The 24,595-nt window shown below is 66.1% G+C and carries 23 protein-coding genes and 1 pseudogene; 7 read left to right on the top strand and 17 right to left on the bottom strand.

Going from position 1 to position 24,595, the window contains the following annotated elements; translation table 11 throughout:
• Nucleotides 1-69: 69 nt before the first annotated feature.
• Complete coding sequence (locus tag GTV32_RS11750; protein ID WP_237421527.1) at nt 70-210, top strand: hypothetical protein; 141 nt, start codon at nt 70-72, stop codon at nt 208-210.
• 57 nt (nt 211-267) lie between these two features.
• Here the strand turns inward: GTV32_RS11750 and GTV32_RS11745 are convergent, their stop codons facing one another.
• Together GTV32_RS11745 and GTV32_RS11740 are read right to left on the bottom strand one after the other, a co-directional pair.
• Nucleotides 268-699, bottom strand: coding sequence for a hypothetical protein (locus GTV32_RS11745; protein ID WP_161060471.1), 432 nt, complete (start codon nt 697-699; stop codon nt 268-270).
• Between the two features lie 131 nt (nt 700-830).
• A complete protein-coding gene (locus GTV32_RS11740; RefSeq protein WP_161060470.1) occupies nt 831-1,616 on the bottom strand; it encodes an SDR family oxidoreductase in 786 nt (261 codons plus the stop codon).
• Between the two features lie 105 nt (nt 1,617-1,721).
• Here GTV32_RS11740 and GTV32_RS11735 point away from each other — a divergent pair, with 105 nt between their 5' ends.
• Nucleotides 1,722-2,294: a TetR/AcrR family transcriptional regulator gene (locus tag GTV32_RS11735; RefSeq protein WP_161060469.1), complete on the top strand. Its 573-nt coding sequence runs from the start codon at nt 1,722-1,724 to the stop codon at nt 2,292-2,294.
• Between the two features lie 20 nt (nt 2,295-2,314).
• Here the strand turns inward: GTV32_RS11735 and GTV32_RS11730 are convergent, their stop codons facing one another.
• The 4 genes from GTV32_RS11730 to GTV32_RS11715 all read right to left on the bottom strand — a co-directional run bounded on the left by GTV32_RS11730 (nt 2,315) and on the right by GTV32_RS11715 (nt 7,083).
• Nucleotides 2,315-3,178, bottom strand: coding sequence for a MaoC/PaaZ C-terminal domain-containing protein (locus GTV32_RS11730; RefSeq protein WP_161060468.1), 864 nt, complete (start codon nt 3,176-3,178; stop codon nt 2,315-2,317).
• A 5-nt stretch (nt 3,179-3,183) separates the two neighbouring features.
• The gene (gene kstD / locus GTV32_RS11725) at nt 3,184-4,935 is read right to left on the bottom strand and encodes a 3-oxosteroid 1-dehydrogenase (protein WP_161060467.1); all 1,752 of its coding nucleotides are present in this window, start codon (nt 4,933-4,935) and stop codon (nt 3,184-3,186) included.
• Nucleotides 4,936-5,093: 158 nt separating this feature from the next.
• Nucleotides 5,094-5,858: a histidine phosphatase family protein gene (locus tag GTV32_RS11720; RefSeq protein WP_161060466.1), complete on the bottom strand. Its 765-nt coding sequence runs from the start codon at nt 5,856-5,858 to the stop codon at nt 5,094-5,096.
• 166 nt (nt 5,859-6,024) lie between these two features.
• Nucleotides 6,025-7,083, bottom strand: a complete 1,059-nt coding sequence (locus GTV32_RS11715) for a ferredoxin--NADP reductase (protein ID WP_161060465.1) — start codon at nt 7,081-7,083, stop codon at nt 6,025-6,027.
• Between the two features lie 178 nt (nt 7,084-7,261).
• Here GTV32_RS11715 and GTV32_RS11710 point away from each other — a divergent pair, with 178 nt between their 5' ends.
• The 3 genes and pseudogenes from GTV32_RS11710 to GTV32_RS11700 all read left to right on the top strand — a co-directional run bounded on the left by GTV32_RS11710 (nt 7,262) and on the right by GTV32_RS11700 (nt 10,656).
• Nucleotides 7,262-8,062, top strand: a complete 801-nt coding sequence (locus tag GTV32_RS11710) for a mycofactocin-coupled SDR family oxidoreductase (RefSeq protein WP_161060464.1) — start codon at nt 7,262-7,264, stop codon at nt 8,060-8,062.
• Nucleotides 8,059-8,888: pseudogene (locus tag GTV32_RS11705) on the top strand (mycofactocin-coupled SDR family oxidoreductase). The gene GTV32_RS11710 and the pseudogene GTV32_RS11705 overlap by 4 nt, the downstream one beginning before the upstream one ends.
• Nucleotides 8,889-9,156: 268 nt before the next feature.
• Nucleotides 9,157-10,656 carry an MFS transporter gene (locus tag GTV32_RS11700; protein WP_161060463.1) on the top strand — a complete coding sequence of 500 codons (1,500 nt, stop codon included), beginning with the start codon at nt 9,157-9,159 and terminating at the stop codon, nt 10,654-10,656.
• A 253-nt stretch (nt 10,657-10,909) separates the two neighbouring features.
• On the opposite strand, the gene GTV32_RS11695 is transcribed toward GTV32_RS11700, so the two are convergent.
• The 8 genes from GTV32_RS11695 to GTV32_RS11660 form a co-directional block, all read right to left on the bottom strand.
• A complete protein-coding gene (locus GTV32_RS11695; protein WP_237421526.1) occupies nt 10,910-12,211 on the bottom strand; it encodes a DUF222 domain-containing protein in 1,302 nt (433 codons plus the stop codon).
• A gap of 137 nt (nt 12,212-12,348) precedes the next feature.
• Nucleotides 12,349-13,827: an FAD-dependent oxidoreductase gene (locus GTV32_RS11690; protein WP_161060462.1), complete on the bottom strand. Its 1,479-nt coding sequence runs from the start codon at nt 13,825-13,827 to the stop codon at nt 12,349-12,351.
• A gap of 110 nt (nt 13,828-13,937) precedes the next feature.
• Nucleotides 13,938-14,828: an alpha/beta fold hydrolase gene (locus GTV32_RS11685; RefSeq protein ID WP_161062476.1), complete on the bottom strand. Its 891-nt coding sequence runs from the start codon at nt 14,826-14,828 to the stop codon at nt 13,938-13,940.
• A 2-nt stretch (nt 14,829-14,830) separates the two neighbouring features.
• Nucleotides 14,831-15,619: a glucose 1-dehydrogenase gene (locus GTV32_RS11680; protein ID WP_202422908.1), complete on the bottom strand. Its 789-nt coding sequence runs from the start codon at nt 15,617-15,619 to the stop codon at nt 14,831-14,833.
• A 4-nt stretch (nt 15,620-15,623) separates the two neighbouring features.
• Nucleotides 15,624-15,914 (bottom strand): hypothetical protein, encoded by a 291-nt coding sequence (locus GTV32_RS11675; RefSeq protein ID WP_161060460.1) that lies wholly within the window; start codon nt 15,912-15,914, stop codon nt 15,624-15,626.
• A gap of 9 nt (nt 15,915-15,923) precedes the next feature.
• The gene (locus GTV32_RS11670) at nt 15,924-17,588 is read right to left on the bottom strand and encodes an FAD-binding protein (RefSeq protein ID WP_161060459.1); all 1,665 of its coding nucleotides are present in this window, start codon (nt 17,586-17,588) and stop codon (nt 15,924-15,926) included.
• A gap of 16 nt (nt 17,589-17,604) precedes the next feature.
• Entirely contained in the window at nt 17,605-17,949 is a 345-nt protein-coding gene (locus tag GTV32_RS11665; protein WP_161062475.1) for a nuclear transport factor 2 family protein, read from the bottom strand.
• A 29-nt stretch (nt 17,950-17,978) separates the two neighbouring features.
• Nucleotides 17,979-19,556, bottom strand: a complete 1,578-nt coding sequence (locus tag GTV32_RS11660; RefSeq protein WP_161060458.1) for an FAD-binding protein — start codon at nt 19,554-19,556, stop codon at nt 17,979-17,981.
• A gap of 195 nt (nt 19,557-19,751) precedes the next feature.
• Here GTV32_RS11660 and GTV32_RS11655 point away from each other — a divergent pair, with 195 nt between their 5' ends.
• On the top strand, nt 19,752-21,401 hold the full coding sequence (locus tag GTV32_RS11655; protein ID WP_161062474.1) for an NAD(P)/FAD-dependent oxidoreductase: 1,650 nt from the start codon (nt 19,752-19,754) through the stop codon (nt 21,399-21,401).
• A gap of 62 nt (nt 21,402-21,463) precedes the next feature.
• Here GTV32_RS11655 and GTV32_RS11650 read toward each other — a convergent pair whose 3' ends face one another.
• Nucleotides 21,464-21,979, bottom strand: a complete 516-nt coding sequence (locus GTV32_RS11650; protein WP_161060457.1) for a flavin reductase family protein — start codon at nt 21,977-21,979, stop codon at nt 21,464-21,466.
• A gap of 193 nt (nt 21,980-22,172) precedes the next feature.
• On the opposite strand from GTV32_RS11650, the gene GTV32_RS11645 reads away from it, so the two are divergent.
• Nucleotides 22,173-22,781, top strand: coding sequence for a PadR family transcriptional regulator (locus tag GTV32_RS11645; RefSeq protein ID WP_161062473.1), 609 nt, complete (start codon nt 22,173-22,175; stop codon nt 22,779-22,781).
• Nucleotides 22,782-22,787: 6 nt separating this feature from the next.
• Here the strand turns inward: GTV32_RS11645 and GTV32_RS11640 are convergent, their stop codons facing one another.
• The gene (locus tag GTV32_RS11640) at nt 22,788-23,723 is read right to left on the bottom strand and encodes an alpha/beta hydrolase (protein ID WP_161060456.1); all 936 of its coding nucleotides are present in this window, start codon (nt 23,721-23,723) and stop codon (nt 22,788-22,790) included.
• Nucleotides 23,720-24,583: an IclR family transcriptional regulator gene (locus tag GTV32_RS11635; RefSeq protein WP_161060455.1), complete on the bottom strand. Its 864-nt coding sequence runs from the start codon at nt 24,581-24,583 to the stop codon at nt 23,720-23,722. Before GTV32_RS11635 ends, GTV32_RS11640 begins: the two co-directional genes overlap by 4 nt.
• Nucleotides 24,584-24,595: the final 12 nt, after the last annotated feature.

Genomic DNA, 24,595 nt, shown 5'->3' with positions numbered 1-24,595 from the left:
AGTAACAAAACCCCGGCGATGATCGGCCGCTCGGTCGATGATGACCCGGACAACCGAAAGTGGGAGATCATGGCGTCATCCCGTGTCGCCTCTTCACAAGGTACCGACTACTCGCCTGTGCGCGTGCACGTATGGCGCGTGCTGTCCATGGTGGCGGCGTTGGTCGCGGTGGTCGTCAGCCTGCTCGTGATCGTCACCTCTGCCGCCTGAGACACGATACGCGCGCCGCCGAGAACTTCTCGGCGACGCGCGCGGCGGTGGGGTGAATCAGCGTGCGTGCTTCTCGATTGCGGCGCCGACACGAGGAAGCGCCGCGATTACATAGCTTTTGGCCTTGCCTCGCAACGAGTTGTATGCCTTCGCCAACGACGGCTTCGCGGTCGCGGCCTGATCGTCTGTGACGGTCAGCAGTGCTTCGGCCGCGGTGTCACCATTGGCGACGAGGTGATCCCCGAAGGAAACACCTGCCGGCTTCGAATCCCACAGCGGTGCAAGCGCCGACAAGAAGTCGGGGAGCATCTTGTCGGTCGCCGATGCGGCGATTCCCGGCTTGACCTTCTGCGCGGCCGCATAGGCCGTCTTGACGGCCGCGCCGCCGAGTCCCTTCTGGTCGGACACCTCTGCATCGATCACCTCGACAAGGTCGGCGACCACGGCGGGGCGATCGTTGTCGAGCAGGGACTGCAGCGAATCACTCATGAGTTCTCCTCGCGGAATGCCCGGCGGCCGGGCAGTATCGACGGCGGTTGTCCGCGTCGAGATTACTGCCCGGCCGGCCGGGTTGGGGTCACGCGCACCGTGCTGTGGCGCAGACCACTCGAACTCCTCGATCAGTACTTCTCGGACTGTCCTCCGTCGATCGGGATGACGGTCGCGTTGATGAACGACGATTCGTCGGAGAGAAGGAACGCCACCAGGTGGCCGACCTCCTCCGGCCGGCCGAAACGCTTCATCGGATTGACGCTCACGAACTGGCGCCCGGCCTCTTCCCAGTTCTCCGGGTCCAGCTGCTTGAGGGACCCCTCGACCATCGGCGTCATGATCGCCCCCGGTGCGATGGCCTTGACGGACACGCCGTACTGCCCGTATTCGATACCCGAATTGCGGGTCAGACCGACCACTCCGTGCTTTGCGGCCGCATATCCCGACTGGTTGCCGACGCCGCGGATGCCGCCGACCGACGCCGTGTTCACGACGCTGCCCGATCCCTGCTTCTTCATGACCGCGAGCACGTGCTTCAGGCCGAGGAACACCCCACGCAGGTTGATCGAGAGAACCTTGTCGAACTCATCGGTGCCGAAGTCCTCGGTGAGATTCTGTTTGCCCTCGATGCCGGCGTTGTTGAAGAACCCGTCGATCCGACCGAATGTCTCGAGCGTCTGGGCGACGTAGCGCTCGACGGCATCTTCGTCGGCCACGTCGGCGACGATCTGGATCACCTTCGCGTCGCCGGTGATCTCCGCGATCGCTGTCGCGGTCTCGGCGAGGCCCTTCTCGCTGACGTCGACCAGGGCCAGGTCGGCGCCTTCGCCTGCGACCTGGGTGGCGGCAGCCCTGCCGAGCCCCGAGCCTGCGCCGGTGATCAGCACTACCTTGTCGCGGAATCGGTCAGTCATGGTGCGAACCCTCTTTCGTCGAAAGGCCGGCCCGTCCCGTTGGCGGGTCGTACTGTCTTATTAACGAGACTAACCGTTCCGTTATTCCGCGAGAGAAAGAGTGAGATGAGTGAGGGTGAGGGTCGGCGGGGTCGTGGGCGGCCACGCGATGAGCGACTCGACGAGAGAATTCTGGGTGCCACCCGGGAGCTCATCGACGAGGTCGGGTACCACCAGGTCACGATGGAGGCGATCGCCGCCCGGGCGCAGGTGGGTAAGGCGTCGCTGTATCGGCGATGGCCGACGAAGGCGGCCGTCATCACCGATGCCTTCGCCACCGAGCTCGTCGCACCTTCGGCGCCCGACACGGGTTCGGTCGGGGAGGACGCCCTCAGGTTCCTACGCGACCTCAGGCAGACGCTGACCCTGCTGGGCGGGCCGTCGGTGGTCGCCGGAGCAGTCGCCGAGCGTGGCGAAGCGGGACAGGCCGAACTACGCGAGATCCTGCGCTCATGGTCCGGTCCCGGCGCCGAGTTGCTGCGGCGTGGGATCGGGCGGGATGAGCTGGCCGCCTCGACACCTGTCGACGTCGTCGTCGACGGGTGGGCCGGATACCTTCTCTATCGGGTCGTGTTCGCCCGCGTGGTGCCGTCCGACGACGAGCTCCGTGCACTCGTCAGCCTGCTCCCGACCACATGACTTCGCTGTCGACCGCCGCGTCAGCGCGCGACGGTGAGGACCACGTTCCCCAGTGCCGGCGCGCCGTCACGGTCGGCGACGGTCGCCGTGACGAGAAGCTGCTCGCCTTCGTCCCAGACGTTCACGTCCAGCGTCTCGCCGGGAAACACCACTCCGGCGAACGACGCCGAGTAGTCGCCGACCGCGGTGACGTCGCCACCGAAGACTGCGTCGGTGATTGCGCGGCACACCGTGCCGTAGGTGCACAGTCCGTGCAGGATGGGTCGCGGAAAACCCGCTGCCGCAGCGAAGTCGGGGTCCGAATGCAGCGGGTTACGGTCTCCGCACAGGCGGTAGAGCAGTGCCTGTTGCGGCAGCGTCGATACCGAGATCCGGTGATCGGCCGCGCGATCCGGGTAGGCGACCTTGGTCGACGTCCCGCGTTCTCCGCCGAACCCGCCTTCGCCTTTCGCGAATATCGACGAACGCGCCGTCCACAGCGGTTCGCCCGTGTCGTCCACGGCAACGGACTCCTGGATGATCACGGCAGCGGCGCCCTTGTCCTGGACCTCCACGATCTTCGTCCGGGTCGTGGCCTTCCCGGCCGCGGGGATCGGCCGGTGCGCCGTGATCTGCTGGCTCCCGTGCACCACCTTCGCCAGGTCGATGTCGACGCCCGGGAACGACACCTTGGGGGCCTCGGTCGCGTGGAAGGATGCGGCAACCGTCGCGAACGACGGCAACACCTTGGGCGCCACGTCGTCGACGTACGCGAGTCCGGCGGCGTCCATCGGGTCGGCTGCGGCGCCGACGGCGAGGTGATAGAGCGCGACGTCGGACGCCGACCATTCGAAGGAGACCTCGCCGAGGTCGGCGCCGACGGCAACAGATGGGTCGATGGGCACGGTGATCAGACTCCTGTGGTGCTCGTGGACGGGGCTGCGGTCTGGGCCTTCGCCGCCGCATCGAGGGCGGCGAGGTATCCGAAGACCAGCGCGGGGCCGATGGTCGCGCCCGGACCGGCGTAGGTGTGACCCATCACGGGCGCGCTGGTGTTGCCCGCTGCGTACAGGCCGTCGATGACCGAACCGTCGGCGCGTAGCGCCCGGCCCGACGCGTCGGTGTCGATGCCACCCTTGGTGCCGAGATCGCCCGGGACCATCTTGACCGCATAGAAAGGCGCCTTCGTCAGCGCGCCGAGGCTCGGATTGGGTTTGTTGGTGATGTCGCCGTAGTAGTGGTCGTAGCCGCTCTTGCCGCGGCCGAAATCGGCGTCCACGCCCGAGCGTGCGAAACCGTTGAACCGTTCGGTGGTGGCCGTCAGAGCGTCGGCGGGCAAGCCTGTCTTCTCCGCGAGTTCGGCGATGGTGTCGGCCTTGACCACCACTCCTGACTCCAGCCACTTCTTCGGAAGCGGCTGGCGTGCACTGATTCCCGCGAACATGTAGCGGTTGCGGCACGTCTGGTCGAAGATCAGCCAGGACGGCACGTTCTCGCCCGGTCCCTCGCCATTGCCGTAGTCGCCGCCGTACATCTGGTGCACTGCCTCCACATAGGGCAGCGACTCGTTCATGAACCGCTCGCCGCGCTCGTTGACGATGAAGGTGCCCGGCACCGAGCGCTCCGACAGCGCGAACCAGGGTCCGCGCGGCAGCGGGATCGTGGGGCCCCACCAGGCATCGTCCATGAGCGAGACCGACGCGCCCGCCTTGAGGCCGGCGTTGATGCCGTCACCGGTGTTCGACGGGGCGCCGGTGGTCCAGTCGCTGCCGATCGGCTCACGCTGGTACTTCTGCCGCATCTCGGCATTGTTCTCGAAGCCGCCGCAGGCCAGGATCACCCCGTGACGGGCATGGATCGGGAACTGGGTGCCCTCGGACTCGGCGATCACCCCGACGACCCGGCCGTCGTCGGTGAGCAGATCGGTGAGGCCGGTGTTGAGACGCAGCGGTACGCCCAGCTGTCGAACGCCCAGCAGGAGTTCGGCCGCGAGAGCGGCGCCCATCGCGATGAGCTTCTTCCCGCGCGAACGGGCCCAGAAGAACCTGCTGCCCACCTTGGCCATCCGCAGCGGTCCGCGCCAGTGCCGTAGGCCGGTGTTGAGCCAGCGGTAGTCCGACTGCAACACCACCATGTTCAGCGGGGCCTTGGTGTATTGCGGGTGCAGGGTCTTGAGGTCGTCGCCCAGTTTGCGGGCATCGAACGGGCGCGGCTCGACGGATCGGCCGCCGAGACGGCCACCGGGCGCCTCGGGGTAGTAGTCGGAGTAGTTCTTCACCCATTCGAGGTCGAGCGGGGCATTCTTCATCAGAAAGTCCAGCGCCTCGGGGCCGCGGTCGATGTATGCGTCGATGCGCTCAGCAGGCGCGTGTTCACCGATGATCGCGTGCACGTACTCGCGGGCCTTCTCGGTGGTGTCGTCGACACCGTCCCGCTTCAGCACCGAGTTGTTCGGGATCCAGACACCTCCGCCGGAGCGTGATGTCGATCCGCCCCAGTACGGGGACTTCTCGATGATCACGGTCTTCAGGCCGCTCGCGGCGGCGGTGATGGCCGCGCTCAGGCCGGCCGCCCCGGCACCGACGACGACGACGTCGTAGGTCTCGCCCTCTGCCTTCGGTGCTGTGGTGTTCTGTTCTGCAGGATCGGTCGCGCCGGCCATGGAAGTCCCTTCGTGCGCCGCGGGGTGCAACATGTTCTCTCTAGGAATTAGAACACGTTGCAGAAATGGTACGCCAGAGGAGGCTCGCAACGTCGCGCAGTGACCAGCGCGGGCAGTGGTCACTGCGCGACGACGATCGATGTGTCAGAGGGCGTGTGTCAGCAGGGGGCGAGCGACCCGAGGTCGAGGGGGAGCGCACCGGCCCCGCAGTCGGCCACATCCGGCAGTTGGGGATTGCCGATCCACTCGACGATCCGCCATCCCTTCGTCGGGTTGCCTTTCATGACGACGCGACCGACGTTGCGCAGCGGGTCGGTCTGGAGCTTCTGTGCATAGTCGGCGCCGTTGGACGCAGTCATCATCGACCAGACCATGATCATTCCCCCGTGGGCGAAGATGACCGGGTTCTTCTTGCCTGCGGCGACCACCGAGGCGAGTGAATCGTCGACGCGCTTCTTGAACTCGTAGCCGTTCTCCGCACCCGGGATCCGGGCCGCGAGGTCGCCGCGCAACCACTTCGACGGCGCGGCGAAGTATGTGTCCCGGGCGTCGGATTCGGGCTGGCCCTCGTAGTCGCCCGCCAGGATCTCGTGGAAACCGGGCTTCACGACGATCGGGAGGCGATGGCGCAAGGCCGTCGGCCGCGCGGTCTGCTGGGTGCGGACCATCCGAGAGGCGTAGACGCCGTCGAATCTCTGGTCGGATAGCAGTTCTGCCACCTGCCGCGCCTGCTTGCGCCCCAGGTCGGTGAGATCGGGCCCCGGTGTGGTCGTATCGATCTTTCCCGACGCGTTGCCTTCGGATTCGCCGTGCCGCACGAACGTGAGGGTCATCTCCCGGGCCGTGGGTGCGGCCTGAACGGGTGCGGCGACGAGGCCGACCATGGTCAAAGCGGCAATGACGACGGCGAAGAAGGCCGCCATCCTTACATTCCAACAGCGCATTTCTGCTGTCCTCCCTGTTTCGTTGATTCTGTTGTGACGACGGACCGTAGCACCAGAGTTGTTTCCTCCGTGGCTATTTCGGAATGCCGCTGGCCGCGACCGCGGATCATGCGCGAGTGCAGAGATGTTCCATCTGTCTTGTGGATCAGAATCGGATTCGGGCACGCGGGCTCGTGGGCCGTGCCTGACATGCCAGGACATAACCGGCCTGCAGATCGTCCTCGTCCAGCACGCCGGTGTCGGCCATCGTCACGTCGCCGTCGACGACGACACACGCGCACGTTCCGCACTGGCCTTCGCGGCACGAGTAGGGAACCTCGAGTCCGTGGGCGAGCATCGCCTCCACGAGGTTCTGCGACCGCGGCCAGGTGATGATGTGCGTGGCCCCGTCGGCATCGACGTGCGCGGTGGTCGCGTCGAGGTCGTCGTGCTCCGCGGTGGCAACCGATGGGGGCCCGGCGAACGGGTCGCCGCGCAGCGATGCGAAGACCTCGGTGTGCACGCGGGAGCGGGGTATGTCGAGTCTCGCCATCGCATCGCGAACGGTCGCCATGAATCCGGCAGGTCCGCAGATGTAGGAGTGTCGGTCGGCGTACGGCTCGGCGAGCCCGGCCAGCTGCTCGGCAGTGGGGCGCTCTCGGACGGATTCGAGCCAGTGGATCACCGACAGCCGGTCGGGATGTCGGGTGGCGAGGGCGCGTAGCTGCTCGGCGAAGATGATCGAGTCTGCGTCGCGGTTGGCGTAGATGAGGGTCAGGCGCCCGCTCCCCGTCGCGAGGGTGGATTTGAGGATGGAGAAGAGCGGGGTGATACCGCTTCCGGCGCCCCAGAGCAGGAGGTCGTCATCGGGCGAGGGCGGGGTGAAAGTGCCGGAGGGCGGGAGTGATTCGACAACATCGCCGGCGGACACGTTGTCGCACAACCAGTTGGAACCATACCCTTCCGAAGTGCGTTTGACCGTGACCATCAACGCGTCATCGCTGGCCGGACAACTGGCCAGCGAGTAGCACCGCGCCACCGACCCGGTTCGGTCACTGGGGATGCGAAGGGTCAGGAACTGCCCGGGACGGTAGACGAAGTCGTGCGCACGGCCGGCGGGGACTTCGAGCACGATGGTCTTCGCGTCGTGCGTCTCGTCGACGACCCGGGAGACCCGGACCGATGCGGAACGTGGCGGGGCCACGCGGGTGGCTACCGTGGTCATGACGACCTCCTTCGTTGCGATCACGTCATGGTGTGCGGTCGGCCTACCCAGTTGAGCGGCGGATTCTGTTGGTCGGGAGAGATCTCGGCCCTCGCCCACTGAGTGGGAGACCGGGAGTATCTGGTGGTCACCGCGGCCTTATGGTCGCGCCCATGCACAGGTTTCACGGGAGAGCACGATGAATCGCATGCGTGATCAGGTCGTCCTGGTCACCGGGGCGGCCAAGGGTATGGGCAGAAGCCACTGCGTACGGCTCGCCGAGGAGGGGGCGAGCGTCATCGCGGTCGACCTCGACGACTCGGCCGACGATCTGGCCGGCACGGTACACGAGGTCGACTGGGTGGGCGGGCGATGCGTTCCCGCCCACGCCGACATCCGTGACTTCGAGAGCCTCGCCGCCGCTGTACGCGGTGGTATCGGTGAGTTCGGTCGACTCGACGCCGTGGTCGCCAACGCGGGTGTCTACCCGGAAGCGCGGCCCTCGTGGGAGATCGATGATGACGACTGGCGACGGGTCATCGACGTCAATCTGACCGGTGCGTGGCACACGGTGAAAGCAACGGTGCCACTGATGAACTCGGGTGGGTCGGTGGTGATCATCGGATCGACCAACGGGCTCAAGGGGATGGCGGGAACCGCGCATTACTGTGCGAGCAAGCATGGGGTGGTTGGGCTGACACAGACCCTGGCGAACGAACTGGGCCCGAGTGGAATCCGGGTGAATGCTGTCCATCCGGGATCGGTGGGAACATCGATGATCCTCAACGAACGGGTTTTCGCGAAGCTGCGTCCCGACCTCGACGCACCTGCCGAGGACGACGCGGCGGTCGCGCTCGCCTCCCGCAATCTCTTGGGCGTCCCGTGGGTCAGCCCGGTCGACGTCAGCAACGCGGTGCTCTTCCTGCTGTCCTCGGAGGCGCGCTTTGTGACCGGCACCAGCGTCGTGGTCGACGCCGGCCTCGTGGCGAAGGTCTCGTGATGGGCCGCGTGGCAGGGCGCGTGGCCCTGGTGACCGGCGCGGCCCGGGGCATCGGGCGAGCACAGGTTCTGCGGTTCGCCGAGGAGGGCGCCGACGTCATCGCGCTCGACATCTGCCGGTCCGTGGATACCACCGTGACACCGCCATCGACCCCGACGACCTCGCCGAGGTGGCGTTGCTCGCCGAGAAGTTCGGGTCGCGGGTGACCTCCGCCGTCGTCGATGTCCGCGATGGTGAATCCCTCCGCGGCATCGTCGACGCTGCTGTTGCTGATCTCGGTGGTCTCGACATCGTGTGCGCCACAGCGGGTATCACCTCGAAGGGTGCGGCGGCCGAACTGGATGACGACGCGTGGAACACGATGATCGACGTCAATCTCACGGGGGTGTGGCAGACGTGCAAGGCCGCCGCGCCGCACCTCATCGAGCAGGGTGGCGGTGCGATGATCCTGACAAGCTCCATCGCAGGGCTACGTGGACTCTCCGGTGTTGCCCACTACGTGTCGGCCAAGCACGGTGTGGTCGGGCTCATGCGGTCGCTGGCACATGAATTGGCGCCGTACAGCATTCGAGTGAATTCGGTGCATCCGACCAACGTCGACACGCCGATGATCCAGAACCCGATGGTCCGTCAGGCCTTCCGGCCAGACCTGGAGAACCCCACCCGCGAGGAGTTCGCTGCGGCAGCCCAGACGATGAACATGCTGCCGGTCCCGTGGATCGAACCGGTCGACGTCGCGAACGCCGCGTTGTTCCTCGCGTCCGACGAGGCGCGATACATCACCGCGGTCACACTGCCCGTGGATGCAGGGTCGACGCAACGCTGACGCCGAGAATCTCGTTCTGACCGACGACGTGGTCCCGCACAGCGGGACCACGTCGTCGCTTGCGTTGACACCTGCCGATCCGATTCGGTTGCAGTGCAGATCTTTTCGTGACGAACACGAGAGGTCTGATTCTGTCCCGGATAACGGGAACCTCGGCTGGTGTAGGCGGTCCGGTGCCAGTGTGATGTGACTGGCGCCACATCCTGTGGTTGTCGATCACTTCGAATCGACCCGAGCTCTGCGGGTCGGTGTCCATGGAAGGTATGCGATGCCTGTACAACCCACTCCGAGCGAGGGCTCGAGCGTCACGCGTGGCGCGGCGACATCCGACGACCAGCGGGTCTGGACGCCCCGGCTCGTGCTCGGTCTCGCGTCCATCGTGCTGTTGCTGGAGGTTCTGGCAATCAGCTATCTGATGATCTCGACGGCACTACCGTTCATCGTCACCCACTATCAGACAACGCAGGGGGCCTGGCTGCTCACCGCGTTCCTGCTCACCGGCGCCGTCACCGCGCCTGTCATCGGTCGGCTCTCGGACATGTTCGGTAAGCGCCGCCTCTTGCTGGGCTGTGTCGCGCTTGCCGCGGCCGGGTGCCTGTTGTCGGCGATCGCGCCTTCGTACGGCGTGATGATCGCCGGCCGTGCACTGGCCGGATTTCTGGTCCCGTGTCTGTTTCTCGGCTACTCGCTGATCCGAGACGTGTTCCCGCCAAAGGCTGTTGCACTTGCGGTCAGCATCGCGACAACCGGCATGGGCCTGGTGGCCGTGCCGGCGCCGTTCCTGACCGGTTGGCTGATCGATGATTTCGGATTCCGCAGCATCTTCTGGTTTCTCTTCGCCGTGGTGGTCGCGATCGGGTTCGCGATTCTCGTCACCGTCGACGAGTCGCCGCTGAGGGTGAGGACAACCGTCGATCTGGTGGGCGCGGTGCTGCTCGGCGCGGGTCTCGCCGGAGTGTTGATCGGCGTCAGTTTCGGGCCGTCCTGGGGCTGGACCGCATCGTCGACCCTCACCTATCTCCTCGGTGGGGCGGCGTTGCTCGTCGCCTGGCTGGTGTCGGCGAGAACGGTTGCCGCACCATTGGTGGATCTGGACGTGCTGCGACGTCGTCCCGTGTATCTCACGACCATCAGCGCCGGCGTCGCTTATGGGATCTCCGGGCTGTTCGCGGTTCTGCTGCCGATGATGGTGATGGTGCCCGGAATGCTGGGCCTCGGGTACGGCTGGGGTCTGTCGGCAGAGGACTTTGCGCTGTTCCAGCTGCCTATGGTGATCGCGATTGTGACCGGCGGTCTCCTCGTCGGTGTGTTGGTGAGCCGCGGTATCGCTCCCCGGTTGCTCATGCTCGCGGGCCTCTCGCTGATGGCTCTCGGCATGCTCGTGGTGGCGTTCAACCATTCGGAGAAGTCGACGATCATCCTGGGAGCGGTGGTCCTCGGTCTGGGACAGGGTATGTCGTATGCGGCCGTTCCGAACCTGGTGATCGAGGCCGTGTCGCCCACGATGCAGGCCAGTACGGCCAGCATCGTCGCCGTGAGTCAGAGCATCTTCCCGGCGGTGCTGTCGGTGGTTGCGTTCACGGTGTTGAACAACTCGCACGTCGCGATGGTCGCGGAAGGCGCCACGTTCTATGACTCGGACGGATTCGAGCTGGCCTTCGTGATCGGTGCGATCGTGTCTGTCGTGGGCGCGCTGACCGCATTGGCCATGCCACGACGGGCACGTGATGAAATCGCCGAGACCACCGGGCTTCTGGGCGCTGCCTGACCGGCGACGATCTGATCGGAGATGACGTCCATACGGTGTCGCGTATCGCGCACCACCATGGTCGGATCGGAAGATCCTGAGCTCGGTGGCCGTCGGTACGCGACACCGTTTGGTGCCGCCCGATTCATGCACTATTGAGTTCTCAAGGGACAGATGCGGTCCCGGCCGGGGCCGGGTGCGTGGGGAAGATATGCGGATCAGCGTGTCGAGTCAGGTGGGCGGGTGTCCCGGGGTCACGCCGAGATCGGCGGGATCACGCAGCCGAAGGCAGGTTGTCGAGATTCAGAGTGCGTCGGTTGTGAGCCGGTATCGGTTGCCGTTTGGGGTCCACGGCGGCCGGTGGTATCAACCAGGGGTGTTTGTCGAGTCCCATCACCACGTCCCAGCCGTTGTGGTGGACGTCGGCGTGGCAGGACGGGCAGAGTAAGCAGCCGTTTTCCAGACAGGTTTCACCACCGTCGGCCCAGTGATGCAGATGGTGTGCATGCGCACGGGATGCCGGTGCACCGCATTTGATGCAGCACTTGTCGCGCTCATGCAGGGCTCTCCGTATCGGCCGCGGGAAGAGTCGTTTCTCCCGGCTGATATCGAGGGGCACCTTCTCCCCGTCCACGATCATGGTGGTGATGGTGCCGTCGCAGGTGAGGGTATGCAGCGTGGCTTCGGTGATCGAGCCCATGAACTCCAGCTCCGCCTGCGCGGGTCTCTGCGCCGGCACGGTGATCAGTGTTTGGGTCCGGGGTGCTGATGCGCAGTCGGTGCCGCGGGCGGCGATGTCGAGCAGCGTCTCCAGTGCATCGGCCTGGCGGCGTTCGGTCGACCGCGCGTCCGGTGACCCGTCGGGTTCCGGCCGGGGTTTTGCGAGTTCTTCGATGGCGGCATGGAACTTTTCACCGACCTCGACGTCGAGGTCGGCGCGGACTTGCAGGCGACCATCGGTATCGATGGATTTCGAGAGCGCATTCAGATCACGGTCTTCGGCCGCAGGGATCCCGCCGGTGTCGTCGGCCTGCTGATTACCGAGAGTACGAGCACGTTTGGCGATCTGGGTCGGTGTGGCGCCGGAGAAGAACTGGCCGAGAAGATCTGTCACAAGAGTCAGACGCGTCGCGTCGTCGATCGGTTCCGCAGATCGCGAAGCAGCGTGGGCAACCCCTTTGACTATGGCGTCGACGTGTTCGCCGGAGATCGCCCCGTCGATGGCATGCGCATGCAGTGTCGGCAACGATGACGACGACGCGGCGACGCGTTGTAGCCGGGCGGCGAAGGCGGGGGCGAGTCCCATGACGATTAGTAGTTCGGTCATCTTGCGGCCGTGGTCTTCGGCGACCCCGAGGCGGTCGAGGTGGCCGGTCACGGTTACCATGCGGTGTTCGAGCAGGTTTCGCATTACGATCAGCGCACTCATGGTGTCGAACGCCGATGGCTTCGTCAGATCCGAAATGTCGTCGAAGTGCAGGTCGCGCAGTGAATCGATGACGGTATTGACCGTGGTCATGAGTTCCCCCGAAGTTCTCATGCCATTCAATGTATTCGAACTGGTGTTCGAAGTCAAGCAGATTGTTGGCGATAGTGCAGAGAATTGTCCGGGGTACGGGGAGCTCGATACGAGCTCGAAAGGCGCCTCGCCCTACTCGATCGGCGTGACGACGTGCGGCGGGGGCCTACTTGATGGCTCAGAGCGCCGCATTCTCAACGCCTTTCGGCGGCAGCGGTGCCGGCCCGTCGACCGAAGAAGGTGCCGTCGCCCAGTGAGGTGCCGCTGATGTAGCCCCAGGAGTGCAGACCCGACGTCGCGCGCCCGGCCGCGAAGAGCCCTGGTATCGCCTCTCCGTCGAGATCCAGAACCATGCCGTCGACCGTGGTGCACACGCCCCCGAGGGTGAAGACCTCTGCTCCGCCGCCACCTGCCGCACCGTATTCCGGTGGGGCGATGCCCCTGCGGACGTCGATGGCGGCAAACGGAGCCCGCAATGGGCGCAACCACCGGGCGGACTTGTGGAAGTAGGGATCGATGCCTGCACCTGCATACCGGTTGTATTCGGCCACTGTGTTCTGTAGCGCGCCCTCTGGCATACCGATCTCGTGTTCGAGTTCCGCGACGGTCTCGGCGACAAAATGCGGTGCCACACCCCACCTCTCGTTCTCCGGGACCTCGTCATATCCTTGTTCGTCGAGGATCACCCAGACCCGGAGTCCGTGTTCGAACAGCGCGGCTTGGCCGACGAGGCCGGGATAGACGTCCTCGTTGATGAAACGCCTGCCCAGCTCGTCCACGATCATCCCGCGGACCATCATCCCGGGGATCAGAGAGATGCCGACCTGTCCGGCCGACATGTGTCGGATCGCGGCTCCGGCGGCTTGTGCCATCCGGATCCCGCGGCCGTCGTCGCCGCCGTCACTGTTGACTCCCAGACCCACCAGCTGCGGCGCATGGTGCGCGACCATCTCGGTGTTGTCGGCGAAGCCACCGGTCGTGATGACGACGCCGCGACGCGCTCGGTAGGTGACGGTCTCGCCGAAGTGTCCTGCGGTCACACCGACGACGTGGTCACCCTCGACGATGAGTCGTCGGACCGAGGTATCGGTGTGGACCGCGACTGCCGACGACGCGATCGCGTCGCCGAGAACCGCCATCAGAACCTTTCCGCCGAAGCCGTCCGACGTCACCCGGTGCCCGCGTGGCGCCGGCGTCGCCAGGTCGCAGAAGGGGTGAGCGTTCTCGCCCATCCACATCAGACCGTCGTCGGTCGGCGGCACCCAGGTCGGAGAGTCCCACAGCGATGGCTTGAACGGAACACCTTGTGCCACCAGCCATTCGTAGTGCTCGACGCTGTTCTCGCAGTATTGCCTGATCTTCTCTGCGTCGGCGTCCGGTCCGAGCGCGGCGAGCAGGAATTTCGTCATTTCCTCAGCCGTGTCCGCGAATCCGCATGCCTGCTGGATCGCGGTGCCGCCGCCGAGGTAGATCTCTCCGCCGGACAGGGCTGCCGATCCGCCGCCACCGCTCTGCCGCTCGAGGAGGACGGTCTCGGCGCCGGCGGCCTCTGCCGCGAGGGCGGCCGCCGCACCGGCGCAGCCGAATCCGACCACCAGCACATCCGTCTCATAGGTGAATGCATCGACGTCGGATGCAGCGAGCGGACGGACGGTGCTGGCTGAGGTTGACATGTGCTTCTCCTGGCGTTGGTCGGGCTCTGGTCAGTTGATGGCGCGAAGACGTCGAATGCCGCCTCTCCTGGGGATGTGACGGCATTCGGGATCGTCGCGTGCGCTTCTCGTCATCGACGGGTGTCGCCATGGTCCTCTCGTCGGAGGAATGCCGACACCGCACTCTCGAACGCTGACTTCTGCTCGATCATCGCCCAGTGTCCGCACCGCGGAAACACGTGCAGCTCGGCGTTCGGGATCGTCCGCATCGGGAGGAGCGCCATGTCCAACGGGCTCACCCGGTCGTCGCGGCCCCAGGTCAGCAGGGTCGGCGCGGTGACCTTGTGCATGGTCGCCCAGGGCGCAGGGGAGTCGGAGTTCTCCATCGCGGCGATCATCGCGGCGAATGCGGTGGACCCGTACATGCGTCGAGCACTCTCGAGGGTCCCGGGCTCGGTGGCCTGTGCCCACCGTTCTTCGACGAGCTCGTCGGTGATCAAGTCGGGGTCGTAGACCATCGAGTGCAGCCAGCGCACGAGCCGCTCCCGGTTGGGATCATCGGTGAACTCCTGCAGGAGCCGGATGCCCTCGCTCGGTCCGGGGCTGAAGAGATTCTTGCCGATGCCGCCGATCGTCACCAGCTTCCGGACCTTGTCCGGATGAGCGGCCGCGTAACTGAGCGCGACGCCTCCGCCCATCGAGTTCCCGATGACGGCGACGTTCGGCAGGTCCAGCGCGTCCACGAACTCCTCTACCGCGGAGAGCGCGGTGATCATCGGATGCCCGCCGAAGTCGTCACTGACTCCGAAACCTGGGAATTCCACGACGAGACAACGGAAATGCGCGGCGAAAAACGGCAGGTTGCCGCGGAAATTGCGTAGGCCGGTGACGCCTGGCCCGGACCCGTGTAGAAGGAGTAGGTCCGGCCCCTCGCCGGCCTCGTGGTATCGGAGTACACCTCGCGCAGTGGCGATCTCGTGTGCGCTCATCTCAACGGCCGACGCGGGGCCCATCAGCGTCATGATCACTGCCCCATCGTGTAAGCGACGGTGGGACCTGCGGTCCAGCCGCCGTCGACGGCGAGCTCTGCGCCGGTCATGTACGTGGAGTCGTCGGACAGGAGAAATGCGACGGCACCGGCGATCTCGTCCGCGACCCCGACTCGGCCCATCGGGGTGTTGGGATACTTGCCATCGCCGGTCTCGATGCCGATCGGCGAGGTCATGGGAGTGTAGGTCATCCCGGGATGAACAGAGTTGACGCGGATGCGATCGGTGGCGAGCTCTACCGCGGTGATCTTGGTCAGGCCTCGGACACCCCACTTCGACGCGCCATAGCCGCTGGTGAGCGGCAATCCGGTGAGTCCGGCTGCCGACGAGATGTTGACGATCGACCCGCCGCCCCCGGCTCGCATGGGGGCGATGGCGGCGCGGATACCGTTGAACACGCCGACCAGGTTGATGTCGAGCACCTGCCGAAAGTTCTCGAGCGAATCCTGCTCGACGAAAGCACCGGTCGAGATCCCGGCGTTGTTCACGATTCCGGTCAGGGAACCGAATTCGCGCTCGGCATGAGCCACCGCCTCGGCCCACTGGTCGGGGTCGGTCACGTCGAGGTGGACATGGCGGGCACCGTCGCCGAGGTCCTCGGCGGTCTGCTTGCACACGTCGTCGAGGATGTCGCCGATCACCACCTTGCCGCCGCGCTCGACGATGCGCTGCGCGAAGGCAGCCCCGAGACCGCGGGCGCCGCCGCTGACGACGATCACCTTCCCGGCCAATTGTGTGCCGGCCGGCGCTGACGTTGGACTCACGATGTCACTCTCCTGGGGTGGTCGGATCGGGTCGGTGGGGGTGGGGTAGCCCGCGCGTCGGTTCGACTCGGCGGCTGTCGGTCGCCAATCGCCCACTGCGGGCTGCTTCTTCGATGGTCTCGCGGAGTGCCGGGCAGGTCGGGATGGCATTCACGTTCTCGCCGGCGGCCGCGAAGCGGGCGAACTCGGGACAGGCGTGCTTCGCGTCGTCGAGCCACTGGATGCTGGTGTGGCTCGGACTGAACTTCTCCACGAGGACGGTTGTTTCGCAAGCGCCACAGATCAATTCCTGCATCTCGCGACCTCACCGGCCGGACGCGGCGCGACGGGCCGCGACATAGCCGAAGACCATGGCGGGGCCGATGGTCGCGCCGGCGCCTGCATAGTCGTTGCCCATCACGGACGCCGACGTGTTGCCGGTCGCGAAGAGCCCGTCGATGACGGTCCCGTCATCTCGCAGCACCTGCGCGTCGGCGTTGTAGACGAGGCCGCCCTTGGTGCCGAGATCACCGGCACGCATTCGGAGCGCATAGAAGGGACCGCGATCGAGAACGTCGAGCGTGGGGTGCTCGAGACTCGGGTCGCCGTAATAGTTGTCATATGCGCTGTCGCCGCGGCCGTGATCGAGATCCTTGCCATCGCGGGCGAAACCGTTGTAGCGCTCCACCGTCGACGCGAGGGCGGACGGATCGATGCCGATCGCGACGGCGAGTTCCTTCACGGTCGTGGCACTCACCAGCAGACCGCTCTGTGTCCAGTCGTCGGGGAAGGACTGTCCGGGCATGATGCCGCCGACCGGATATCGATTCTTCGCGGTGCGGTCGAAGATGAACCACGCCGGCTCGTGACCGCCGGCCAACTGGGCGTGCACGAACGTGACGTACGGTGCCGCCTCGTTGGTGAACCGGTGACCAGAGTGGTCGACGATGATCGATCGCGGGATCGATCGCTCCGACACCAGTACCTGGTTGATGCCGTCGGGACGTTGGAACGACGGCATCCACCAGGCGTCGTCCATGAGGTCGACCGCGGCGCCGACGTCGACGCCCGCGACGATCCCGTCTCCCGTGTTGTCCTTCGAGGCGGCGCTGTAGTCGTCCTGTCCCCCGGGTGGCAGGTGCTGCTTGCGCATCTCATCGTTGTGCTCGAATCCTCCGGTGGCCAGTAGAACTCCCGCACGGGCGCGAATCCGGACCTGCTCTCCGCGATGCTCGGCGACGACCCCGATCACCGCGCCGGACTCGTCGGTGATGAGCGACTGCAGTGGTGTGTCGAGATGCAGAGGTACGCCCGCATCTTTCATTGCGAGTCGGAGCCGGGCGACGAGTGCTCGGCCGAGCGTGTCCATGTGGCGCCGCAGGAGCACCGCCTTGACTGCCCGCAACCCCGTCAGCAACGCGGTCCGCCTGCCCTTCCAGGTGCGCATCACCATGTTGAGCGCGACAAAGTCCTTGGACGTGATGAACAGGCCGGGAGGAGTTGCCAGGGCAGCCGGGCGCAATCGTTGCTCGTCCTCGCCGAGTTGCTTGAGGTCGACGGCCAAGGGCTCGATCGACCGGCCTTCCGGGCGACCGCCGGGACGCTCCGGGTGATAGTCCGAGTAGCCGGTACACCACTGGAAACGCATGTGCGCGCTGGTCTTTTCCAGGAACTCGACCATCCGGGGTCCCTCGTCGATGAAGGTGTCGACGTTGGCGGAGGGCACGCGATCGCCCACGACGGCATCGAGATAGGCGCGGACACTCTCGCGTGAGTCGATGATCCCTTCACGACGGAGCGTGGGGTTGTTCGGAATCCAGACTCCGCCGCCCGACAATGCCGTGCTCCCGCCGAAGAACGAGGCCTTCTCGATGACGAGGGTGTCGAGTCCACGGGCGGCAGCGGCCAGCGCACCGGTGAGCCCACCTGCGCCGCTCCCGACGACGACGAAGTCGACCTCGCGATCCCACTTCGGTTCTGGTGTGGTCATGAGCGGTCCCCCCCCTTTATCGGTTCTTGATGGTCAGGTCGTCGGGCGACCAGATCGCGCGCATGCTGGTGATCTGCGCGTCGTCGTCGAACGTCATGATGTCGATGGGTTCGACGACGATGATCTGGTCGGGAGTACGTGTGGTGACGCGGAAGTGGAATGCGGCGGTGTGCCCGGACACGCGCAGCGTGAGGAGCTCGGTGTCACAGTCGGCGCCACTGAGCGCCCCGTAGAATTCCTCGATCGCGGTTCGACCGGTACGGATCTCGGAACCGACGGGGTCTTCGACGGTGGCGTCGTGGGCGTACAGGGCGGCGACATCCGCGGCGGCACCGCTCCCGATGGCGGCGAGGTACTGCATGACACGGGAGCGGATCAGGTCAGTGGGATTCAACGGTTCTCCTCGGGATCGTCTTTGTCGTCGCGCAGGTCTGCGCGTTGGCGAAGCATGTCGAGTACGGCGAGATGGCTGAACAGGACCGATGCTCCGATCGGGTTTCCACCACCCGGGTAGACGGTTCCGCTGACCGCGGCCATCGTGTTGCCCGCGGCGTAGAGGCCGGGTATCCGACGACCCGACCCGTCCAGCGCGGCGCCGGCTGTATCGGTGCGCACTCCGCCTTTGGTGCCGAGGTCGGAGATGCCGAAAGCCGCTGCGTGAAAGGGCGGCTGGTCGATCGGCGTCATCGGTGACGAGCCGCCGGAGAACGCGCGGTCATAGGCCTCGTCGCCGCGCCCGAAGTCGGGGTCGACGCCGTCGGCGACGAACTTGTTGAACCGCTCGACCGTGGCCACGAGGCCTGCCGGGTCGACACCGATACGGGCGGCGAGTTCCTCGAGGGTGTCGGCGGTGTGCCACAGGCCGGCGGACTCGTAGTCGTCGCTGTCCACCATGGACACGTTGGATGCCTTGACCGGCGGCACGACACCGTCGGTGTCGTCGTACACCATCCAGAACGGAAGCGACAGTGCACCCTTGTCGATCTCCCCGATGACGGCGCGGCCCAGCCGGTCGTATGGCGCGGACTCGTTGACGAATCGTTCTCCGTCCTGGTTCACGAAGATGCCGCCGGTGAACCAGAGTGCGAACGCCGAACGCCCGTCCGGATGCGTCATCCCGGGTGACCACCAGGCTTGATCCATCAGATCGAGATCGGCACCCGCGGCGGTCGCCGCCTCATGCGCTCGACCGAGATTTCCCCAGGGCCCCATCGTGTCCCGTGCCACCCCCGGGACACCGTAGCGATTCCGCATCTCGTCGTTCTGCTCGAAGCCGCCGGCCGCGAGCAGTACGCCCCGGCGGGTGCGGATCGCGTGGCGCGCGCCATCGCGTTCGACGACCGCACCGGTCACCGCACCGTCCTCGACGACGAGTTCGACGAGGGGTGAGTCGAGGTGAAGCGACGCATCGGGGAACCCGGCGATGGCCTTGAGGAATCGGCCGATCAGTGCCTGACCGCCGATCAAGAGGTCCGGCAGTGGTACCCCCAACCGATCTGTGTCGAGCGGCCCGCGCAGCGAGTCGCGCAGATCGCCGAGCTCCGAGGCCGGCAGGGGCGCCGGAATGATGTGGCGCTGACCGTCGAGTCGTGCGCCCGGCGCGTTTCCGAAGTAGTCGGGCCACGGGAACATCTCGAAGGCGAACGCGGGATCGCTCTCCAGGTACTCCACCACGTCGGGGCCGCGACGGACGTAGGTCTCCTGGAGGTCGGCAGGGGTGCGGTCACCGACCACCGCATGGAAGTACTCGAGTGCCGTGTCGACGGTGTCGTCGGTGCCCGCTCGGCGCAGCACCGGGTTGCACGGGAACCACATCCCGCCACCGCCGGAGTACGCGGTGGTTCCCCCGAACTTGTCGGTGGCCTCGACCACGGCCACGCGTAGTCCCTCACGTGCCGCGGTATAGGCGCCGGCGAGTCCGCCGCCCGATCCCGCGACCAGCACATCTACTTCGTCGTCCCAGTGCATGCTGTCCCCTTCCGTGAACAGTGCCGACGCTAGGCGAGGACCGGCGCCTGCGGAGTCGCGTTGTCCCGATCATCGGGAGGCGATGTGACCGGCGGTGACCGGAGACGACTGTGCCGATCAGCGGGAGAGGCACTGGCCTGCGACGGGTTCGCGATCCTAGCGTCGGCGGCAGTGAACGTACCGATCGGAAGGCGAATTCCCGTGGAGAGCCCGAACTCATCAGACACCACACCTGTGCGTACCGTCGACGTCGTCGTGGTCGGCGCGGGTATCGCGGGACTGTATGCGCTGCAGCGATTCAGAAGTGACGGCTACACCGTCGCAGTTTTCGAGGCCGGCGGCGGGATCGGCGGGGTGTGGTATTGGAACCGCTATCCGGGCGCACGGTGTGACGTGGAGAGCGTGGACTACTCGTATTCGTTCGACGACCGACTGCAGCAGGAGTGGAACTGGAGCGAGAAGTACGCGACGCAGCCCGAGATCCTGCGATACCTCGATCATGTCGCGGATCGATTCGATCTGCGACGCGACATCACCCTGAACACCCGCGTGATCGACATGACGCTCGACGACACGACGCTCCGCTGGCTCGTGCGGACCGATACCGGGGAGGAGGTGTCGGCAAGATTCTGCGTGCTCGCGCTCGGGCCGCTGTCGAGTGCGAACATCCCGCAGATTCCCGGTCTGGCGTCATTCGAGGGCGACGTCCACCACACCTCGTCGTGGCCGCACGACGGCATCGACTTCAGCGGACGCCGGGTCGGCGTGATCGGGACGGGATCGTCGGGAATACAGGCGATCCCGCATATCGCCGAGACGGCCGCAGAACTTCATGTCTTCCAGCGCACACCGAACTACAGCATCCCGGCGGGCAACGCGCCCCTCGACGACGCGACTCGTGCGGCGCACAAGGCCGACTACCCCGAGCGTCGTCGGCGGTCGATGGACAGCGGAGGTGGCTCGCCGCACCAGCCGCATCCACGGTCGGCATTGGAAGTATCCGAGGACGAACGTCGCGACGCCTATGAAAAGCGTTGGCTCCTGGGCGGAGTCCTGTTCAGCAAGACCTTTCCCGATCAGCTGACCGAGCTCGAGGCGAACCGAACCGCACAAGAGTTCTGGGAACGAAAGATCCGTGCGGTCATCGACGACCCGGCGGTCGCCGACATCCTGATCCCTCGCGATCATCCGATCGGCGCGAAGCGGATCTGTACCGACGACAACTACTTCCAGACGTTCAACCGTCCCAACGTCCACATCGTCGACGTGCGGACCACACCGATCGAGAGGATCACGCCGTCGGGCATCGAGGTCGGCGATCGCGAGATCGCCGTGGACTCCTTGGTGCTGGCAACCGGATTCGATGCCATGACCGGCTCGGTGGAACGTATCAACATCGTCGGGCGTGGTGGTGAGACCCTCAAGCAGACGTGGAGCGAGGGGCCGCGAACCTATCTCGGTCTGGGTGTCGCCGGTTTCCCCAATCTCTTCAACCTGACCGGGCCGGGCAGCCCCTCCGTTCTGGCGAACATGGTGCTGCACTCGGAACTTCACGTCGACTGGGTGGCCGATGCGATGGCCGCACTCGATGCGATGGGGGCCGATGCCATCGAGGCACGGCCGGATGCCGTCGACGAGTGGGTGCGCGAATGCTCGGAACGTGCGGCGCGAACGCTGATGCCCGAGGCGAACTCGTGGTATCTGGGCGCGAACATCCCTGGGAAGCCTCGGGTTTTCATGCCGTTCGTCGGCGGATTCGGTGTCTATCGACAGATCATCGGCGATGTCGCGGCGGATGGCTATCGCGGATTCGAGATGATCCGACGCCACCCCACCTCCGACTGACGCCTTCGCGGCCGCGCCGGCGCTCCCCGTCCGATCGAGGCGGGGAGCGCTCGGTCGTGCGGTCACCCGGCGAGATCGTCGAAGGTGCCGAATCCGCCGCGGAAGAAGAGCAACGGGCCCTTGGCTTCCTGGGCCGAGAGCGCGGTGATGCGCGCGACCACGATGGTGTGATCGCCGGCGTCGTGCTCGGAGTCCAGCCGCGCGTCGATGTGCGCCAGCGCGTCGTCGAGGGTGGGAGCGCCGGAGGGGCCCGGACGCCAGCCGATCCCGTCGAACTTCTCGGTCCCGGTCCGCGCGAACTGCCGGCACATCTCCTGCTGGTCGGCGGCGAGAATGTTGATGCAGAACTCGCCGATCGTGCGGATCCGCGGCCAGCTGGTGGAGGTCGCCGAGGGGCAGAACGACATCAGCGGTGGCGCCAGCGAGACCGAGACGACGGACTGGCAGGTGAAGCCGATCGGCGCCGTCCCGTCGTGTGCGGTGATCACCGCCACACCGGTCGCGAAGTTGCTCCATACCCGCCGTAGCCTGCGCTCATCGAGATCGAGCGGCTCCGTCAGCATCTGGTCGTGGCTCATCATTCCTCCGAAAGTTTCCGTGTGACAACAGGATCACTCTCTGCCGCCGGGGACACAACGGCTTGTCCCGGTCAGTGCGCGCCTGTGCGCTCACCGGCGGACGCAGGTTGGTAGCATTTGCCCTGTGACCTCGGAAAAAGTGCGCTTCGAGGACCTGCCCAATCTTCCTCCGACCTCATGGGCGGTCCTCTGCATGCTCGCCTACGAGGAAGAGGTCTCCGGGTACGACATCAAGAAGTGGGCGGACTGGAGTCTGCGGCACTATTACTGGAGTCCGTCGTTCAGTCAGGTCTATTCGGAACTCAAGCGGATCGAGAATCACGGGTACGCCGCTTCTCGGATGGCCGGCGGTGATGGGGGCCGCAATCGGCGTGTCTACAAGATCACCGATGCCGGACGCCGGGCTGTGCGCATATGGGCGCTCGATGCTCCCGTCGACCCGCCGATGCTCAAGCACGGCGCGCTGATGCGGACAGCCTTCGGGCATCTCAGTACTCCGGACACCCTCAAGGCGATGCTCCGTGAACACGTGGACCGAGTGGAGGCGTTGCAGCACAGGATCGCTGTCGACGCGGTCGCGGCCGAGGCTGAACCCGCCTGGGCGTACGCGCGGATCGCGATGCGGTGGGCCGAGCGCTACTACGCCAGCGAACGTGAACTTGCGCTCGAGCTGATCGCCGAGATCGATGCTGCCGACGAGGTTTTCAACGCCGGAAAGCGTGGCGAGAGTTTCCCGAGGCCGCGGCCCGGGCACTGGCGCGAGATCGAAGAACAGGTGAAGGCGACCGAAGACGACGACTGATCGGTCTCAGGTCTGGGCCACCAGCGCCCGAAGGTCTTCCCATGCCCGGGTGCGAGCCGTTTCGCACAGGCTCAGTACAGGCATCGTCATGAAACCGTGGATGGCGCCCGCATGCTCGTGGTGGATCGTCGGCACCCCGGCAGAGGCGAGTGACTGCACGAGGTCGGCACCCTCGGAGGCGAGCGGGTCATGGCCGGCAGTGACCACGAGGGTCGGCGGCAGGCCGGCGAGTTCACCCAGGATCGGTGAGGCGTGGGGATGTGTCCGGTCGTCGAGTTCCGGAACGTATTGATCCCAATACCATTTCATCGCCGTCGCGGTGTTGTAGTGGCCCTCGGCGAATCGGATGTAGGACTCGGTGGTGAAGTTCGCGGACACCACCGGGTAGAGCAGAGCCTGTGCGCGAATCCGCGGCCCACCTTCCTCGCGGGCCATGAGCGACGCGACGGCGGCGAGGTTGCCGCCCGCGCTGTCACCGGCCACGATCAGATGTCCCGCGTCGGCACCGAGGGATGCGGCATTGTCGGACGCCCAGGCGGTGGCCGCGTGGACATCGTGTGCCGCGGCCGGCCACCGGTGTTCGGGTGCGCGGCGGTAGTCGACCGACACCACCACGGCTCCGGTTCCGTTCGCCATCGAACGGCACAGGTCGTCATGGCTGTCGAGATCGCAGAACACGAATCCGCCTCCGTGGGCGAACACGATCAGCGACGGTGCGGGGTCGACGGGATAGCGCGCGGCGGGCCAGTAGATCCGTACCGGGATCTCGCCGGCCGGCCCTGGGATCGTCTGCTCATGGACGCGGGCCACCGGGACGGGATCGGGATCGGGTTGCAATCGTGCACGGATCGCCGCCCGCGCCGCTGCGCCCGTCATCGTCTCCACCCGGGGGAACCCGTCGTTCAGACGAGGGAGGATGGCAGCGACTTCCGGGTCGATCATCGCGCCATGCGGGTCGGCGTGCCGGGGCGCGAAACACCCGAGACCCGGTGCATCCCGACATGCTGATGTCTGCGCTGCAAGGTGGGTACCACCCGACCCGAACCGCCCTCGAGCGTGCGCCAGATCGCCAAGGCGGTCATGCGAACGGGGGCCGCCAGTCGATGATCGAAGTTCATCCGATCCGCGGGACCGCAGACCGAGACCGCGGCGACGGCGTCGTCGAGTTCGCCGATCGGCGCCGCGACGCAGCCGATGCCGGCGAGGGATTCTTCCCGCTCGTAGGCGATCCCGTGCGTGCGGACCTTGACGAGTTCGGTGTCGAGGCGGGAGCGCGTCGAGATGGAATAGCGCGTCTTCTGTATGAGCGGCTCGCCGATGCTGGGCGTCCGATGGTCTGCCCGATCTTCGGAATGCGCGAGGATCGCCTTGCCGACAGCGGTGCAGTGCGCCGGCTGACGACCGCCGACCCGCGTCGGGACGGAGGCCGCGAGGGTGCCGCCGATCTTCTCCAGGTACACCACGTCGGGTCCGTCGAGGATGGCGAGGTGCACCACGAATCCGGTGGTGCGATGCAACTCGTGCAGAAAGGGCAGGGCCGCCTCGTGCAACCGGTCTTGATGGACGGCGATCGATCCGAGTTCCATCAGCCGGATGCCGAGTTCGTAGTCGCGCCCCTGCCGGCGCAACCACCTCAGGGCGACCAGACGCTCGAGCATCCGGTGGGCCGAGGAGCGGGGCAGGCCGGTGCGGCGCACGATCTGGGCGAGAGTGAGTCGCCCCGGTCCGTCGAACGCGTCGAGGACGAGGGAAACACGGTCGAGTACGGCATTCGGAGTGGATGTCTCCATCTCGAGGGTCATGGCACCTCCGTG

It is taken from the genome of Gordonia sp. SID5947 (assembly GCF_009862785.1).
In the GTDB taxonomy this organism is placed as follows: Bacteria; Actinomycetota; Actinomycetes; order Mycobacteriales; family Mycobacteriaceae; genus Gordonia.
The sequence above is the reverse complement of the archived record's forward strand: the minus strand, read 5'-3'. Positions and strand labels throughout refer to the sequence as shown.

Bases quoted from the DNA above. Each gene is read 5' to 3' on its own strand.
- GTV32_RS11700 (WP_161060463.1), top strand. From the start codon at position 9,157: ATGCCTGTACAACCCACTCCGAGCGAGGGCTCGAGCGTCACGCGTGGC.
- GTV32_RS11650 (WP_161060457.1), bottom strand. From the start codon at position 21,979: ATGAGCCACGACCAGATGCTGACGGAGCCGCTCGATCTCGATGAGCGC.
- GTV32_RS11715 (WP_161060465.1), bottom strand. From the start codon at position 7,083: ATGACCACGGTAGCCACCCGCGTGGCCCCGCCACGTTCCGCATCGGTC.
- GTV32_RS11685 (WP_161062476.1), bottom strand. From the start codon at position 14,828: ATGACGCTGATGGGCCCCGCGTCGGCCGTTGAGATGAGCGCACACGAG.
- GTV32_RS11690 (WP_161060462.1), bottom strand. From the start codon at position 13,827: ATGTCAACCTCAGCCAGCACCGTCCGTCCGCTCGCTGCATCCGACGTC.
- GTV32_RS11645 (WP_161062473.1), top strand. From the start codon at position 22,173: ATGCTCGCCTACGAGGAAGAGGTCTCCGGGTACGACATCAAGAAGTGG.
- GTV32_RS11710 (WP_161060464.1), top strand. From the start codon at position 7,262: ATGAATCGCATGCGTGATCAGGTCGTCCTGGTCACCGGGGCGGCCAAG.
- GTV32_RS11745 (WP_161060471.1), bottom strand. From the start codon at position 699: ATGAGTGATTCGCTGCAGTCCCTGCTCGACAACGATCGCCCCGCCGTG.
- GTV32_RS11720 (WP_161060466.1), bottom strand. From the start codon at position 5,858: ATGGCGGCCTTCTTCGCCGTCGTCATTGCCGCTTTGACCATGGTCGGC.
- GTV32_RS11660 (WP_161060458.1), bottom strand. From the start codon at position 19,556: ATGCACTGGGACGACGAAGTAGATGTGCTGGTCGCGGGATCGGGCGGC.
- GTV32_RS11640 (WP_161060456.1), bottom strand. From the start codon at position 23,723: ATGATCGACCCGGAAGTCGCTGCCATCCTCCCTCGTCTGAACGACGGG.
- GTV32_RS11665 (WP_161062475.1), bottom strand. From the start codon at position 17,949: ATGCAGTACCTCGCCGCCATCGGGAGCGGTGCCGCCGCGGATGTCGCC.
- GTV32_RS11670 (WP_161060459.1), bottom strand. From the start codon at position 17,588: ATGACCACACCAGAACCGAAGTGGGATCGCGAGGTCGACTTCGTCGTC.
- GTV32_RS11750 (WP_237421527.1), top strand. From the start codon at position 70: ATGGCGTCATCCCGTGTCGCCTCTTCACAAGGTACCGACTACTCGCCT.
- kstD (WP_161060467.1), bottom strand. From the start codon at position 4,935: ATGGCCGGCGCGACCGATCCTGCAGAACAGAACACCACAGCACCGAAG.
- GTV32_RS11635 (WP_161060455.1), bottom strand. From the start codon at position 24,583: ATGACCCTCGAGATGGAGACATCCACTCCGAATGCCGTACTCGACCGT.
- GTV32_RS11735 (WP_161060469.1), top strand. From the start codon at position 1,722: ATGAGTGAGGGTGAGGGTCGGCGGGGTCGTGGGCGGCCACGCGATGAG.
- GTV32_RS11740 (WP_161060470.1), bottom strand. From the start codon at position 1,616: ATGACTGACCGATTCCGCGACAAGGTAGTGCTGATCACCGGCGCAGGC.
- GTV32_RS11675 (WP_161060460.1), bottom strand. From the start codon at position 15,914: ATGCAGGAATTGATCTGTGGCGCTTGCGAAACAACCGTCCTCGTGGAG.